This window comes from Pseudomonadota bacterium (assembly GCA_023229365.1).
Taxonomy (GTDB): Bacteria; Myxococcota_A; Polyangia; order JAAYKL01; family JAAYKL01; genus JALNZK01.
Genome location: JALNZK010000002.1, coordinates 135045 through 150354, shown reverse-complemented (window position 1 = coordinate 150354; position 15310 = coordinate 135045). Strand labels below are relative to the sequence as shown.

The 15310-nt window shown below is 40.6% G+C and carries 24 protein-coding genes; 22 read left to right on the top strand and 2 right to left on the bottom strand.

Features of this window, described 5'->3' with window-relative positions:
• Positions 1 to 64 precede the first annotated feature (64 nt).
• From M0R80_01970 to M0R80_01865, 22 genes are all read left to right on the top strand, one after another.
• The gene (locus M0R80_01970; GenBank protein MCK9458393.1) at positions 65 to 2140 is read left to right on the top strand and encodes a serine protein kinase; all 2076 of its coding nucleotides are present in this window, start codon (positions 65 to 67) and stop codon (positions 2138 to 2140) included.
• A complete protein-coding gene (locus M0R80_01965) occupies positions 2130 to 2369 on the top strand; it encodes a hypothetical protein (GenBank protein MCK9458392.1) in 240 nt (79 codons plus the stop codon). The genes M0R80_01970 and M0R80_01965 overlap by 11 nt, the downstream gene beginning before the upstream one ends.
• On the top strand, positions 2359 to 2862 hold the full coding sequence (locus M0R80_01960; protein MCK9458391.1) for a hypothetical protein: 504 nt from the start codon (positions 2359 to 2361) through the stop codon (positions 2860 to 2862). Before M0R80_01965 ends, M0R80_01960 begins: the two co-directional genes overlap by 11 nt.
• 181 nt (positions 2863 to 3043) lie before the next feature.
• The gene (locus tag M0R80_01955; protein MCK9458390.1) at positions 3044 to 3760 is read left to right on the top strand and encodes a glutamate--tRNA ligase family protein; all 717 of its coding nucleotides are present in this window, start codon (positions 3044 to 3046) and stop codon (positions 3758 to 3760) included.
• Positions 3760 to 4794, top strand: coding sequence for a beta-galactosidase (locus M0R80_01950; protein ID MCK9458389.1), 1035 nt, complete (start codon positions 3760 to 3762; stop codon positions 4792 to 4794). Before M0R80_01955 ends, M0R80_01950 begins: the two co-directional genes overlap by 1 nt.
• A gap of 46 nt (positions 4795 to 4840) precedes the next feature.
• Positions 4841 to 6109 carry a DUF444 family protein gene (locus M0R80_01945; protein MCK9458388.1) on the top strand — a complete coding sequence of 423 codons (1269 nt, stop codon included), beginning with the start codon at positions 4841 to 4843 and terminating at the stop codon, positions 6107 to 6109.
• Positions 6110 to 6121: 12 nt separating this feature from the next.
• Positions 6122 to 7720 (top strand): SpoVR family protein, encoded by a 1599-nt coding sequence (locus M0R80_01940; protein MCK9458387.1) that lies wholly within the window; start codon positions 6122 to 6124, stop codon positions 7718 to 7720.
• Between the two features lie 12 nt (positions 7721 to 7732).
• On the top strand, positions 7733 to 8155 hold the full coding sequence (locus tag M0R80_01935) for a hypothetical protein (GenBank protein MCK9458386.1): 423 nt from the start codon (positions 7733 to 7735) through the stop codon (positions 8153 to 8155).
• Positions 8152 to 8364: a hypothetical protein gene (locus tag M0R80_01930; GenBank protein ID MCK9458385.1), complete on the top strand. Its 213-nt coding sequence runs from the start codon at positions 8152 to 8154 to the stop codon at positions 8362 to 8364. The genes M0R80_01935 and M0R80_01930 overlap by 4 nt, the downstream gene beginning before the upstream one ends.
• Positions 8365 to 8378: 14 nt before the next feature.
• Positions 8379 to 8588 (top strand): hypothetical protein, encoded by a 210-nt coding sequence (locus M0R80_01925; GenBank protein MCK9458384.1) that lies wholly within the window; start codon positions 8379 to 8381, stop codon positions 8586 to 8588.
• On the top strand, positions 8588 to 8785 hold the full coding sequence (locus M0R80_01920; GenBank protein MCK9458383.1) for a hypothetical protein: 198 nt from the start codon (positions 8588 to 8590) through the stop codon (positions 8783 to 8785). Before M0R80_01925 ends, M0R80_01920 begins: the two co-directional genes overlap by 1 nt.
• Before the next feature lie 301 nt (positions 8786 to 9086).
• Entirely contained in the window at positions 9087 to 9269 is a 183-nt protein-coding gene (locus tag M0R80_01915; protein MCK9458382.1) for a hypothetical protein, read from the top strand.
• Positions 9266 to 10603, top strand: coding sequence for a PHP domain-containing protein (locus M0R80_01910; GenBank protein MCK9458381.1), 1338 nt, complete (start codon positions 9266 to 9268; stop codon positions 10601 to 10603). Before M0R80_01915 ends, M0R80_01910 begins: the two co-directional genes overlap by 4 nt.
• 16 nt (positions 10604 to 10619) lie before the next feature.
• Positions 10620 to 10955, top strand: coding sequence for a hypothetical protein (locus M0R80_01905; GenBank protein ID MCK9458380.1), 336 nt, complete (start codon positions 10620 to 10622; stop codon positions 10953 to 10955).
• The gene (locus tag M0R80_01900; GenBank protein ID MCK9458379.1) at positions 10952 to 11194 is read left to right on the top strand and encodes a hypothetical protein; all 243 of its coding nucleotides are present in this window, start codon (positions 10952 to 10954) and stop codon (positions 11192 to 11194) included. Before M0R80_01905 ends, M0R80_01900 begins: the two co-directional genes overlap by 4 nt.
• Positions 11195 to 11243: 49 nt before the next feature.
• Positions 11244 to 11540, top strand: a complete 297-nt coding sequence (locus tag M0R80_01895) for a hypothetical protein (protein MCK9458378.1) — start codon at positions 11244 to 11246, stop codon at positions 11538 to 11540.
• A gap of 3 nt (positions 11541 to 11543) precedes the next feature.
• Positions 11544 to 11843, top strand: a complete 300-nt coding sequence (locus M0R80_01890; protein MCK9458377.1) for a hypothetical protein — start codon at positions 11544 to 11546, stop codon at positions 11841 to 11843.
• Positions 11840 to 12343, top strand: coding sequence for a hypothetical protein (locus tag M0R80_01885; protein MCK9458376.1), 504 nt, complete (start codon positions 11840 to 11842; stop codon positions 12341 to 12343). Before M0R80_01890 ends, M0R80_01885 begins: the two co-directional genes overlap by 4 nt.
• Complete coding sequence (locus M0R80_01880; protein MCK9458375.1) at positions 12340 to 12591, top strand: hypothetical protein; 252 nt, start codon at positions 12340 to 12342, stop codon at positions 12589 to 12591. Before M0R80_01885 ends, M0R80_01880 begins: the two co-directional genes overlap by 4 nt.
• Positions 12575 to 12883, top strand: a complete 309-nt coding sequence (locus M0R80_01875) for a hypothetical protein (GenBank protein ID MCK9458374.1) — start codon at positions 12575 to 12577, stop codon at positions 12881 to 12883. The genes M0R80_01880 and M0R80_01875 overlap by 17 nt, the downstream gene beginning before the upstream one ends.
• Positions 12880 to 13464, top strand: a complete 585-nt coding sequence (locus M0R80_01870; GenBank protein MCK9458373.1) for a hypothetical protein — start codon at positions 12880 to 12882, stop codon at positions 13462 to 13464. Before M0R80_01875 ends, M0R80_01870 begins: the two co-directional genes overlap by 4 nt.
• A complete protein-coding gene (locus tag M0R80_01865) occupies positions 13464 to 13628 on the top strand; it encodes a hypothetical protein (GenBank protein MCK9458372.1) in 165 nt (54 codons plus the stop codon). Before M0R80_01870 ends, M0R80_01865 begins: the two co-directional genes overlap by 1 nt.
• Here the strand turns inward: M0R80_01865 and M0R80_01860 are convergent.
• Together M0R80_01860 and M0R80_01855 are read right to left on the bottom strand one after the other, a co-directional pair.
• Positions 13625 to 14083 carry a hypothetical protein gene (locus M0R80_01860; protein ID MCK9458371.1) on the bottom strand — a complete coding sequence of 153 codons (459 nt, stop codon included), beginning with the start codon at positions 14081 to 14083 and terminating at the stop codon, positions 13625 to 13627. The genes M0R80_01865 and M0R80_01860 overlap by 4 nt on opposite strands.
• On the bottom strand, positions 14084 to 15310 hold the full coding sequence (locus tag M0R80_01855) for a hypothetical protein (protein ID MCK9458370.1): 1227 nt from the start codon (positions 15308 to 15310) through the stop codon (positions 14084 to 14086).

The following is a 15310-nucleotide window of genomic DNA, read 5'->3' as shown; positions in this document are numbered from 1 at the left end:
TTTGAGTGAAGAAATACAATATACTAACATAAACAACCTATTTAAAGGGAAGTGAAAGCAAAGCATGGACACCAAATTAGAACAACTCGCCAATTTGTTTGATCGGAAGCAATTCAAAGTGCTTCATGAGGAAATTAGTTTTGCCGAATATCTGGAAAGGTGCTATAAGACCCCCAGACTTATTCGTACCGCTTATCAACGATTGTATGATATGATAATGAGCGAAGGCACAAAGACTTTCAAGCGGTACAGAAAAACTCACACTCATTATTGTTTCTTCGACAATACTGAAATTCCTATTTTCGGATTGGATGAAACTCTTGAGAGTTTGGTCAAATTCATCCGTGGTGCTGCTGGCGGATATGGTACAGAAAAGCGTGTGTTGCTTTTGCATGGTCCTGTGGGTTCTTCCAAATCCACTATTTGCCGATGCATCAAACGTGGTATGGAATATTACAGCAATACCGAAGATGGCATTTGGTATACCTTCAAATGGGTGAATTTGCCCACGGGGAAAGATGGTATTTATACGCATCCCGAAGATGATTGCCCAATGCATGAAGAGCCACTTAAGTTGCTTCCCCTAGAATTGCGAAAGCGAGTGGTGGATGATTTGAATGAAGTGTTGAAAAACAACACTCCAGAAAATGAACGCACGCAGCTTTATACACTTCGCTGCGACAATGAATTAGACCCTCGTTGCAAAAAGTTTATGAATGAGTTGTTGCAAAAATATGAGGGTGATTGGGGCAAAGTCATCAAGGAGCACATTCGTGTTGTTCGCAAGGTTTATTCTGAGCCCGACCGTATGGGCATTGCTACCTTCCAGCCCAAAGATGAAAAAAATCAAGATTCGACGGAATTGACCGGCGACATTAATTATGCCAAACTCCCGCATTTTGGTTCAGATTCTGATCCTCGGGCGTTCAATTTCGATGGCGAATTTTGCATCGGCAACAGGGGCGTAGTGGAATTCATCGAAGTTCTCAAGTTGGCCAAAGAATTCCTCTACGACCTGTTGGGTGCCTCTCAAGAACAACAAATCAAGCCCAAGAAGTTTGCTCAAATTTCTGTTGATACGGTTTTGATTGGACATACTAATAATCCTGAATTTGAAAAACTTCGATCTGATAATACGATGGAAGCGTTGAGAGATCGTACTGTTCGCATCGATGTTCCTTATTTGCTTCGATGGGGTGAAGAGTTGGCAATCTTGGAGCATTATTATGGGACGGGAAAAGTCAAGCAACACGTTGCTCCTCACACTTTGGAAATCGCTGCATTGTGGACAATTCTAACCCGCTTGCAGGATGATAAAGAGGGTAAACTATCGCTGGTTGATAAAGCAAAATTGCTTGATGGCCGCAGCTTGCCTGGATATACGGAAGATACCGTCAAGGAATTGCGGGACAAATATCCTACAGAAGGAATGTCTGGTGTGTCCTGCCGTTATACCCAAGATAAGATTTCCAACTGCCTAGCTGCCCGACACGATTATATCAACCAATTTATGGTTTTGAATGAAATCAAGGAAGGGCTAGATCAATCCTCTCTTATCACGAACAAAGAGGATGTGGCAAAATATATTAAATGTGTGGATGCCGTCAGAAAGGAATTGGATGATATCTTGAAAAATGAAGTCCAAAAAGCCCTTGTTGGCGACGAAGATGCCATTATCCGTCTTTGCACAAATTATATTGATAATGTGCGAGCTTATATCAATAAGGTCAAAGTTATCAATCAAATTACCGGCGAAGATATGGAGCCCAACGAACGGCTCATGAGAAGCATCGAAGAAAAGATTGACATTCCCGAAGCGGGAGTGGATGAATTCCGCCGTGGTATTGCTGCTTTCATCGGCAGTCTTTCCATTGAAGGAAAAGTTTTCCGATGGGACTCTAATGCCAAGCTGAAAAAGGCGTTGGAAATGAAGCTCTTTGAAGACACCAAGGACCATATTAAATTGAGTGCCTTGGACATTCGGGGCAGTTCGGTAGTAGACCCCGACATTCAACAAAAAATTGACGCTATCAAACAGCGTCTTATCAAACAGTATGGATATAATGAACAATCTGCAACGGATGTTCTGGCTCACGTCGGCAGCATCTTCAGTCGTGGAGATGTGAGCGATGACGAGTAAAAAGCTAACCATCAATCAGGATAGATGGTTGAAGGCAGAGTTTTCCACTTTGGTGAAATATGTGGCGTGGAAAACTGGCATATTACAACAAGTTTTGATAAAATATGTTGTTGCTGCTGGCCAGTATTACAAAGATAAATATGGTTTTTACAAAGATAAAATTGTTGTTTTTGTAAAGAGAGTTTTGTGGAATATTTTTAAAAAAAGACTACAAAATAATGGACAATGAAAATATAGAAGTTAAACGCCCCTCCGAGTTTGCTTTGGAAATAGCGGCTACTGCGTGGTGTAAGCCCGCAACTGAAATGAAAGCGATGGACCCTACTCTGGCAACAGCTTTTGCGGAGATTGTTGATGAAATAATATCTGTGGAACGGTGTGTGTCGAAAGATACTGTGAAACATCAAAAGCGTTTGATTTTGATGTTGGAAGACAAAGTAAAAACCCTTCGGCAGCAGACATGGATAGATGAAGCCACGATATGTGGTTTGCTCCAAGAACTTGCCGATGAACGTGCCCAGAATCAAATGGAGTATATAGTGAATAAGATTGATGAGTATTTGGATGAATATAGGGAAATTTACGGCAAGTCTATCAGTGGCAAAGAAGTGATGAATCATGTGGCACACGAGATAGTTGGTTTTGAATATTTGCACCGGCTCACGTCGCTAATGAGTATGGATGAAATGCCGCATTTTTCATATACAACGGAAGACGAATAATGCTGTTTATATTGCTTATGATGTTTTTTGTGTGGTGTTGGTGGCTATGGGTGCCTTCTACAATTTTGTTTATTGTTTTGGCCGCTGTTAGCAAACATGCAGAGTGGTTGTGGGGCATACCTGTTGCCATTATTATTGAGGAAATTTGGTGGATTGCATACTTTAGTGAACACGTAAAATAATGACAACAAGATTTAGTCCAACCCCCAGTGGTAGACTTCACTTGGGGCATTTATATTTAGCATTGATAAACTATCATACCGCTGCCAGAGAGGGCGGCAGATTCATAGTTAGGTTTGATGATCTGGATTTTCCAGAGTTGCAATCCTTGGGCAGAGATAAAGTCAATGAATTTTGTGAGACCATAAAGGAAGAGTTTTCTTGGATGGGTATGAAAGTTGATTTGTATTCTCATACTGCTAAAGAGCATGAAACAAATCTGCAATATTTGTCTGGTGTTCCTGGGTTGGAAAAGGATGATGGAATTAAATGGTCTCGCCCCTTTGTCAGAAATGAGGATAGGCCCTACCCATTTATTCCCCTAATCACAGCCATCAAGGTTGTGCAAGATCATCGTGAGGGATGTAATATAATTATTCGTGGAGAGGACTTAGTATCGGAATCCAGTCTTTATTATTACTTCTGTCGATTGTTGGGGTTTGTTCCTCCAAAGCTATGTTATATACCTAAATTAATTCAACGAGATGGTCAAGACCTTTCCGATATGTCGAAGACCAGGGGCAATTTCAAGATTAAGGATTATCGTGAAAGAGGCTATGCCCCCCAGGATGTTTTGAATTTATTGGCTGAGGCTTGTTTGGAGAAGTCTGACGGGGGTTGGTATGTGGAAAACACAAAGAAAAACCCTGTCTTAGACAAGCCTTACTGGGAACAATAATGAGCGTCATAGTTTTAGGATACAATAGCACAGATTATGGCAAGGATGATTTTGCAAGGTTTGCCGAATGTGAAATCGAAGCAGTGTGGTATTATAATTATTGGTGGGAAACAGAGCCATTTCCTGGCAAATATAATTTTGACAGATTGTTAGAAGCAGAAGACTTAGCCAGGGCTAATGGTGTTAAAATGTATGTCCACACTCCGGTGGGCACACCTCTATGGGCAGACCCTTCTTGGTATTTGCTCAATCAATATGGACAGGGCAATGATTTCTCGAAAGCGTTGGCAAGTTATAACCCTGCATTAAAAGATTTAAATGAGCAATTTTTCCCTTGGGGGAATGAATTGGGGCTGAGATTAGTCAATAGGTTTTTTAGTTATTGGCATGCCCAGGCTGAGAGCTATACGCAAAATTATATTGGGGTAGTAAAGAATACTTTTAAACATGCTATTACTGTTGGCAGCTTGGGTTGTTGGGGGGAATATTTTTTTCCATCGCCTTATTTTTATCAATTTATGGGCATAAAAGATTCCCCTTGGTGGTATGATATAAATGCCACATATAATTGGGTAACATCAGGATTGACCAGAGAAGATTGGTGCCGAAAAGAATTGTTGCGAGTATTAAAAGAACGCATGTTGTTAGGTGGTGAGAATTGGGTTCTTTTAGTTCCATATTGGAAGGATTGGGACAATTTTCAATTTGGCAATGATGGGTTTCAAGATATATACAAGGACAAGTCTCTCAACTTGAAATCTATTCTTTTGAGTGTGTTTCCCAATTATGTGAATTTGGTTTCTCCTCACGCAAAATTAAGTCCTACATATGGTGGTGCGGGCGGTGCAGAAGGAGTTGCAGTCAACGCTCTTGCCGCACAAAAACTTGGTTTGGCAGGACTGTTTTGTGGATTGCTGGGAGGATCGTCAACTGGTAGTGGTTCTGGTTTAATCAAGAAAACAGAGCCCTGGATGTTTGAAAATGTCAAAAAGGCCGTGTGGATTTTTAAGCATTTAAAAATTTTGATGTATTGATTAGGTGCAGGGATTTTGATACAATAGCATCATCAAGGAACTAATTATGTTAGATGATTTGTTGACTACAAGACGCATTGATGAAGATTATCAAGATTTTATTGATGTATATTCAGGTAAAATTCGCAAAGAATTGAGCAAATACATCAAAAATAGAAATGTTTGGCGATTGCGTGGAAAAAATGGTCGTCTTCGCATTACTGTGCCTCGCATTGATATACCACATATTGTTCGTGGTCAAGAAGAGGAAGGCATCGGCAGAGGTCCAGGTAAAAAGGGTGATGTTATTGGCAAAGACCCAGAGCCAGGGCAAGGCAATGATGCTGGGCAGGAAGAATCAGAAGGCGTCACCGTCGAGATATCGATGGAAGAAGTTTTGAAGCTTATGAAAGATGAGTTGGCTCTTCCAAATATGAAGCCCAAGCCGCAGGAAATTTATGAAGAAAAGAAAATAAAATATAATGACATAGCTCTTCAAGGTCCAGAATCTTTGCGACATAATCGCCGCACTTGGTTACAGGCACTGAAGAGAATGTGTGCTTCTGGAGAGATTTTTAATCTACACGAAGTGCCGGGTTGTCCTGATCCCATACAACTGATTACGCCCATTAACAGTGATAAGCGATATCGGCAGTACAAGGAATTTAATGTTCCTTCTTCTAATGCCGTAATCTTTTTTGCCCGTGACGGTTCTGGCAGCATGGATCAATATAAATGTGATATTGTATCCGATATGGCTTGGTGGATTGATGTTTGGATTCGACATTTCTACAAACGTACTGAGCGTGTTTATATTTGGCATGATACTATTGCTCAAGAAGTAGATGAGCATAAATTTTATCGTTATCGTTATGGTGGCGGAACAACTTGTTCATCAGCTTTAAAACTAATTTCCAAGCAGTTTGAGGCTCGTTATCCTCCTGAGAAATGGAATATTTATGTGTTTTATTTCACGGATGGCGAAAACTGGGGCGAGGATAATCAGGTTTTTTGTGATACTATTAAAAATGAATTTCCAGGGCACATCGTTAATTTAATTGGTATTACTCAAATTTTGCCTTGGAGTAGTCAAAATAGCCTAAAGGAATATGTTGATACCAATCTTCCTGATTGTCCTAATTTAAAAACTACGGGAATTGGTATGAACGAAGCCTCTGCCAGAACGAAAATATCTGCTGGTTATTATAGTACGCCTCAATTGACGGAAGAAGAAAGAAATAATCAAATTACCAAAGCTATTTTGGATTTGTTGGGTGCTGCCAAAACAAAAGATGGCTATCCAGCAGATGATACGATGACAATGCACCAACATTAAAGGAAATAAATAGTGGCAAGCAAAATGATGCGTGGTTCTCCGATCTTGATGGGTGATAGCACAATCCCTGGCGTAGTGTTGCCTAAGGAATTGCAAAATGTCATTCCCAATATTATGAAAGCAGCAACCGACTTTGGATTGGTGTATTATCCAACAGTCGTGCAGATGCTGACTTATGATGAAATTAGCGAAGTAGCATCCTATGGTGGATTCCCTGTTCGTTATCCGCATTGGCGTTGGGGAATGGAATACAATGAATTGCAACAAGGTTATGAACATGGGCTGCATCGCATTTACGAAATGGTTGTAAATAGCAATCCTTGTTATATTTACTGTCTCGATTCCAATACGTTGGTGGATAATGTTACGGTTGTTGCTCATGCTTTAGGACATAATGACTTTTTCAAAAATAATGTTTACTTTTCGCCAACTAGTCAAAATATGATGAATGAATTGGCGAATCATGGTACTCGAATTCGCAAATACATGCAACGATGGGGCAAAGAAAAAGTCACAGAATTTTTAGATCATGTGCTAAGAATTACCACGTTGGTCGATCCAGCTAGTGCTTGGGAGCAGAGAAAATTTAAAGACCCGATCAAACAGGACGTGAGGCATTATCATCATCCAAAACATTTGCCGGTTCAAGAGGGGCATGATTATATGGAACCTTGGCTCAATCCAGAAGAATGGATGAAGGAGCAAAGGAAGAGGTTGGAAAAAAGGGAGGTGGCCGAAGAATTAAACATTTTCAAAGAGCCAACAAAAGACATTTTGCGGTACATTCGAGATTATGCACCTTTGCAGCCTTGGCAGTCTGATATTGTTGCTATGATTTATGAGGAAGAAATATATTTCAGTCCTCAACGACCGACCAAAATGCTCAACGAAGGCTGGGCTAGTTTTGTTGATTTTAACTTAATGGCAGTACAGGGTTTCGTTAGTCTGGGCCAGTCAGAACACGATAATGGCATTGTTGAGTATGCTATTCACAAAATGGGGGTATTGGGCGGCAAGTATTCGATGAATCCCTATAAATTAGGATTCTGTATTTTTCAAGATATTGAAGAACGTTGGAATAAGGGCCAGTTTGGACCCCTGTATGATGAGTGCCGAGATATCAAGCAGCGGGAAGATTGGGATGAAAAATTGGGCTTGGGGCACGATAAAGTATTAGAGGTTAGAAAATTCTATAATGATTTCACCGCTATTTCAGAATTCTTCACAGAAGATTTTTGCAATAAATATGAATTCTTTGAGTGGGAACATCGACCTAATGGAGAGTATGTAATCAAGAGTCGTGACTATAAGAAAATTAAAAAGAAATTAATTGGCGATTATTTGAACGGCGGATTGCCAGATGTTCGGCTGGCTGATCCCAACCATTTAAATAGAGGGCACATGTTGTTACAGCATCAGTGGGATGGATATCCGCTATATCCTTCCTATGCAAAGGATACCATCCTTTCTCTGCGAAGATTGTGGGGGTTGAACAGAGAAGTCATATTGGCTACCAGGGACAAAGATGGCGAGGAATTGATCTATGTCACCAGATCACCAGATACTGTTGTTGCGGTCAACAGACAGGAATATGACAAAATCATTGGATAAAGGAATCTGCTAATGAAAACTTCAGACTTGTATTACATGTTGGGCGACCATGACGAAGAGGGTGGGATTTGGCTGGTGGAAAAGGATTTTTGGAAAAAAAATCTACACATTAATGATGTGAGCTTTGGCAAGGAAATTTGGAAAATCTTGCCAGAATGGGACGGTGAAAACGATGGGTTTTCACAGGATATGGAATCTCATTTTGAATATCGTGAGGGCAAAAGACAAAAAACCCGTAAGGGGATAGAATTTTTGCAATCCCTTGGTATTCAACAAGTTGTATGGGGGCAAAAGCAGCCATTGGAAGCCCCCGAAGCGTTACGGGACACTGCCGAAGAATTGTTGGGCGAATGTTTGGAGTCACTTTATAGTGGGATGCCCAATCAGCCTTTGATAGACAGAATTGAAAAATATTTAGAAGAAAATTGTTTATGAAAGCTTGGGTTAAAAATAGTTATTTAGATGGCGGAACCGTGTTGGTTTTAGCAGAGAATAACGAAGTGTATTATATTGACCATCGCATTGGTTCAACCACGGATGGATTGGTTTTCGACCACTATCCTGACGATGGCGTTGAGCCACTTGATATAACACTGGAAGTTGTTGGAAAGTGGGAAATGGACTACCCTGTGCGGGTTACATAGAAAGGTTAAAAAAAATGGAAAATGTAGAATTATTATTGAGTGATGAATTTGTGAAGTTTTCTGCAAAAATTGCAGAACTACATGCAGAAAAAAAGGAAAAGACAGCATCGTTCAAATCTGTTCATGAAGCGTGGAAGAACGAAATGGCTGAGTTGGACAAAGAAGCCAAGGAAGCTCAAGATGAATGGGAAGAATGGAAACAATCCCACGGAGCAAAGAAATAATGGAGCCTTACTGGCCTAAAATAAATGAGCTAAGGGAAAAGATAGCAAGAAATATTAGGCATGTAAGAAATGAAGAGTTGTCACCAAGGGCCGCCATAGAGCACATTCTTGAAGCAATAGAGCTTGTGCAGGAAGAAATAGGCATGTTGGAAAGCGAATGGCCAAGTGAACATGAATTTAATTATGATGATGGATAGGAACGATTATGCTTAAATGTCAAGATTGCGACTTACGGTATGAAGTGATTTGGGACAATGATGGACAAGAGTCGCCCTGTGAATATTGCCCTCGTTGTGGATCACAAGAATTAATAGCAGAGGATGAAGATGGGCTATGTCAATAAACGAACATGTTGGTGTGATAAGTGCCAACTGCCCACACTGCATAAGCAATCAGAAGGATTAGACGATGGGGAGTTGTATGCAATACTCCACTGCTCTAAATGCAACAATCGTAAAATGAATGCATTAGAGCACGAAGATGATGATGGAGGTGAATATGAATAGACGTGATTTAATTTTGGTAAATGTTAGTGACTTAATTGCCAATTTCCTGTATTATGACAGGAAGGGTGATGAAGAGTTGGTTTTGGGCGATATTGAGAAAGCCATAGAAGCTGGCGAGGTTTCTGTTGATGAAATCATTGCTCGTTTTACTGAAGAGTTGAAAAAACACATATGAATGACATAGTTGGTTTCGAGCATTTGCATCGCCATTCTCATTATTCTTTGTTGGATGGATACGGCACAGTTGAAGAGTATGCGATTTATTCCAAAGAAATAAATCAACAATATCTTTGCATTACCGATCACGGCATGATGAGTGCTGTTCCTAACCAAATCGCTTGCTGCGATAAACACGGTTTGCAGCCAATTTTTGGCGTAGAAATCTATTATCAACCAAAACAGCCCTGTGTGCAAAAGGGCGAGACTATGCAGCAGTATCTTAAAGAGATGCCACCAGAAGCCCGCAAGGCGATGCAGAAGTCATATCACATGACCTTGTGGGCCAAAAACGAGACAGGATATAAAAATCTTGTTCGTTTAACTTCTTTTGGATGGCTACACGGCTTCTACTATAAGCCTCGCATTAATTGGGATCAATTAGTGCAGCATAAAGAGGGGTTGATGGTTGGCAGCGGTTGTTTTAATAGTCCAGTGGGACAAGCATTTAAAAACTTCGGTCCCGAAATGGCTATAGAGACCATCAAGAAATATCACAACTTGTTTGGTGAAAATTATTATTTGGAAATCATGTTGTTGGATTTTGTTAAACAAAAGCCCTACAACCAATTCATTGTTCAAGCACATGCAAAATTAGGCATTCCGTTAGTGCTCACACAAGACTGTCATTATTGCAAAAAAGAAGACAGCAAAATGCAACGGTTAATGCTTATGACTGGCTCTAAGAGAACGGTAGCCGATATGGAGCAAGCCGTTGCCGAAGGTAAAGCTGAAGAATATTTTGAGTTGCAAGACACTAATCTCTGGATGAAATCCGAAGAGGAGATCAATGAGAAATGGGCATCTGACCCTTATCTCGATAAGGATTTGTTTAATGCTGCCAAGGCAAATACTGTGCGTATATGCGAACAATGCAAGGGAGTGCAACTGGATCGCTCGGTAAAATTGCCAAAAATTCCCAATGATGATGAAGTGTTGAAAAAACTTATCCAAGAGGGTGCGACTAAAAGAGGCATACCAAAGACTAGAGAATACTTGTCCAGAATGCAGGAAGAATACACCTTGGTGAAAGAGAAGGAGTTTTCTTCGTATTTTATTATTCAAAAAATGATGGTTGACGCTGCCCGTCAGAAATGCATCGAGTTATACGGCGGCACGGGAAGCACGGCAAGAGGGCCGGGCAGAGGCTCTGGTGCCGGGTTTATGATAAATTATCTTTTGGGAATAACTGATGTTGACCCGGTGAAGTATGATCTGTTATCATCAAGGTTCCTGAGCCCTGCTCGTGGTGGCAAGCAAATGAAAATCAGGTTTGATGACAAGCCATTATGATAAAGAGCGTGTTTGAGTGAAAAAAAAGCAACCTAAACCACCTGCCGAACCTTTTAAGTATAGCCCTAAGGTCACGCTACATCCAGGGGATGTATTTCGTTGCTCTGGTGGTCCATATTATGTTACTCAAACTGGGGAAAAGCTGGCGATGGGGCAGCGGGGCTTGTTTTCTTATGTCAATATAGCACAAGATGGTATCTTGGCTGTGCCATATAAGCCAAGACCATCAGCGGTGCTAACAGGATCAGCCATAGTTTTTATTTATATGGGGGAAGAAAAAGTATCGGAAACAACGGGTACTAATTTTTGTCCGCATAAGATTAGGAAAGTTCGCAAAAAGGCATCAAAATGAACGAAGAAAAGCCAGCCAAAGGTGTGCGTGGATTTTTGTTGTATAGCCCTTTTGTGAAGAAATATTTTTTTAGGATTTATAACGAAGATAAAACATTCGAAGATTACGACTTATGTGCAGCAGACATAGAAGTTGAAATTATTGATAATTCAATTGCTTTGTATTCTGGAAGTCGTAATAAAGTCGATTATACTAGTAAAGTTTTAGGCATAAAGGATAAAAATGACAAGCAGATATGAGTACGAGACTTCTCTTCCAAATTATGAACATCCAGTAGAGGAGAGAATAATGAATGTGTATGAAATTGACGATGGAGAACAATGGTGGTTCGCTGCCGAATCTAAAGATGAGGCTTTGCGATTATATTTAGAACCATTGGTTCCAGAAGGCACTGACTTAAGTGATTTATCTAAAGTGTTGGTAGATCATTTACTTGATTGTCCTGTGGACGAAATAGAAGTCAACGAAGTTCCTCTTGAAACAGAATTGTCTGTGACACAAGATGATGGGGTTACAGTAATTAAAAAGACTGCCTTTGAGTGGGCGGCAGACGGTGCAGGTCTAATAGCAGCAACAGTTTGGTGATTTATGAAGTTTCCAAAAAGAATCTCTTACACAACTGTCCCAGAGACAAAAAGCAACACTCCGATAGAAATATTGGATGAATATCTCCATAAAATCCTATTGTTAAATGTGTCACAAAAAAGTAAAATAGTGGCAAGTAGAGCTATACATGAACTGGGCGGATATAAACCATCCAAACAATTGTTTAGTAATGCCAGTAAAATAATTTGGGATTATGAAAATTCTGGTGAAATAGCTGATAATGTTCCATGCGAGTTATGGGACTTAATTTACAACATAATGAACGAAAGGAATAAAAAATGACAACAACTTACAAAGACGCTCCAGAAGTTAAAAAAATTGCTGATGAGTTGATTCCCAAATATCATCAACACATTGTGGATTTCAATGTGCGGGTGGATTATTTATTCATAGATAAGGTTCCTATGAAGGGCGATTCGGAAGTTTGGGGCACATGTCGAAAAATAACCAATCTCAATGCCTACTTGGCTGCTGACAAACAAAGTGGTGGTGATCCATTCTTTGTTATTACAATTTCTGAGCCAATTTGGGATGTTCTTCCAGAAGATAAGCGTATTGCTTTGGTTGACCACGAATTGTGTCATACGGCGGCAGAATATCAAGAAAAGGATGATGAAGAGCCGGTGCTCAAATTATCTTGTAAGCCGCACGATATGGAAGAGTTTGCTTGTATCGTCAAACGACATGGCATGTGGAGAGACAGCATTCAAGATTTTGTAGACAATGCAAGGAAAGACAAAGAAGATACCACCGAGGAAATTGAAGAAGAAGATTTAGAATGATAGTTTATGAGCATAGAGAATGGTTAATACAGGTGCCCGATGGATTGCAGGAATTAGATGTTGTTGGTAAGTTAAAACAACTCGGCTGGGAATGGTGTGATGCCTACGATAGCGATAATCATCATCCATTTCGATATGGTCATTATCATACGTTCGACCATAGTGTAGTCGAAGCTACCGAGAAAGAATTTGGCAATAAAACAACCACAGATATAGTAGGGTGGATAAGAGATGAAGTGTTCGATTGAATTAGAGCCTGATGATATTGTTGATATCCATGACATGATTGCGGATTGTTTGAGCATTGATCTTACAGAGAGTGAAATCCGTGGTTTGATGGATGGTGAGTGGGATATATTGATGGATATGGCAAAATATGGTGCAGACGATACTCCTACCAGAGAGAAATTGATGGCAGATATAGGACGGCGATTGACTTGTAAGCCATATCCATCGCATTGTTCGCAAGAAATTAAAGACGCTTACCATAAAGAAGTATTGGTAAAAGCCAAAGAATGGGGCTATAAGGTAATTGAATGAGATACAGAATAGAAAGCCGACTACAGGATGAAGGATGGAAATACGATGGACAGGAATTTGATTATTTAAATCAAGCTGTCCAGTTTTGCAAAAATGAGGATGGCTTCTTTTGGGGTATGATGCGGGTTATTGATATGGTAGAAAAGACAGTTGTGGTGGAGTTTCCCGCTGTTAGTGCCAAAGAGAAGCAGGCAATGCAAATTACTACTAACATGCCAAAAAATGAACAGAAGTTAGATTACACCAAGAAAGGTGACAGCATGGTGCGAAAAGAATTTGTTTTTGCAATGCTCGGTGCTCCAATTGTTTCATTGGAAATTACAGACGAGCAATACACAGAGATTGCCAATAGAATTAAAAGGGTGATGGATGTGTATAAATCGAAAATGCCAGAGGAGATGTTATCAATTCTGGAAGAGGAAGGCGTATTAGCACACGTCAAGTATGCCATTGGTAGAATCAGGGCAAAATATACTGTTATGCCCGGCCAAGATAACCATTTAGCTCTGGACGGCAGAGATTTAGCTGCCGAGGGACTTGAAAGCATCAGATGGTGGTACGAAATGTTGGAGAGCTACTAATGGACAAGGCGATGGATGAGGCATTCTTCAAAAAGCTCAAAGAGACAGTGTTTACATGCGAGCCCACAAGGGATTTTCCAGGGGATTACGCAAGTTTCAGAAATTTGGGCTATGATGATGATACAATCGAATGGTTGTATCATCATCTAGATAAGGATGATTAGAAGGATGTGAATTTACGCACAGTAGCAGGTTTTTTACGGTGGTAGATTCCTTCTATGTGTTTTCTGGCTAATGTCCTCAGTAGATGTTTTTCTTCTGGGGTGGCGACACCTTTTTCTAATTTGTTTCTTAGCCTGTAATATTCTGCCCCAAGGTATTGTTTAGCATTTTGTAGCTCTTCTTTATCAGGGTCTACTATGTGCATTCCACGGGGAAGTCGAGAATCTTTTCCCAAGGCTCTTCCTTGAGTGGTTCCCAAATCACTTACTGGTGTTCGAACTCCAGTTAATGCGTGCCCTCTTCGCATTCGTCGCTCTTCATCCTCCCAGTCCTCATCGTCGCCCCAATCTTCCCAGGGATCGTCGTCTTCATCTGTGTCTTTAGGAACGGGAGTGTTTGGGCCTATGATATCCCACTTTTCATGAAGTTTCAGCCATTCATTGAATGATGTGTTCATTTAATCTCTTTTCATATATTGATTTAATGCATGAATAAGATGGTCCATTGCAAACTTTCCTCGATGCATTCCCATATGTTTGCCCATCATGCCCATTATGTGTTTCCCCATTCCAGGCATTTCGCCGCCTAATTCATCTTCACCACCTAGTTCATCGCCTAACTCATCTTCGTCACCTAGCTCATCCTCATCGCCTAATTCATCTTCGTCACCTAGTTCATCCTCATCGCCTAATTCATCTTCGTCACCTAGTTCATCCTCATCTTCAAAATCATCATCATCCTCTGGATAATCTTCGTCATCGTCTTCAAAATCTTCTGGTTCGCCATCATCACCAATGCGACGGGTGACTTCTTCATCGTCTCCTATATTGTCTATTCCAATAGGAGGACCAACGATTTCATTCATGGCTCGTACTAATGCATTGCAACGCATAGAGCCTTTTTGTTCTTCTCCCAAAAGATTAGTAAGGGATCGATAAGACTCAGGATATTCCATCAACATTTCCATCAGGCTGCCGATTAATTTTTTTTGTCTCAACGCCACAACCAAATCTCGCAAAATGTTTTCATTGTTGGCTACTGAAGCAATGTATTTAATAGCTTGTGGCACTTCTGCTTGATGAACGCCCTCAACAGATCGCTCTTCTTTAATCATGTATTGGGTGAATTCGCTCAGGGGCATGCCTTTTGTTTTCTTTAAGAAGGTCTCTGTTTTTGTAGTGTAATCCCCAACACTTTTTCCGCCCGGTATATGTGGTGAATCGCCTGCCTTGAGTTTAATTTCTTCTCGGGGAATACTCCCTAAGTTACCCAGTCCTTCATCACTATTTTTGGGCTTAGCATCTGTGCCTTGCTTATAGGCAGCGGGTTTGCTGGCTTTGGGAGCCTTAGTATCCCAATTTTTTCCCTTGGTCTTGGCTTCGGGAGGAGCAACGGGTGGCTTGAAGGGATAGTCAGCAATAATTTCCGTGGCTGGTTTTTCTACCACAGAGCTTGCCTGCTTTTTTTCCAAAAACTTAGCCCATAATCCTTCTTTGACCTGAGGTTGCTCATCGGCTACTTTTTTTATATTTTTGTGTGTCTTGGCTTCTTTGGGTGGCTTATTGGGTTCGCCGCAAAGATCATCGGCTCCAGTTAGCTTGTCGCCTGTTTTGATAATTTTGGGTTTGCGAACCAACTCTGGGTCTTTTCTTTCGAGAAACTTGTTGAATTTGGGATATTTCAT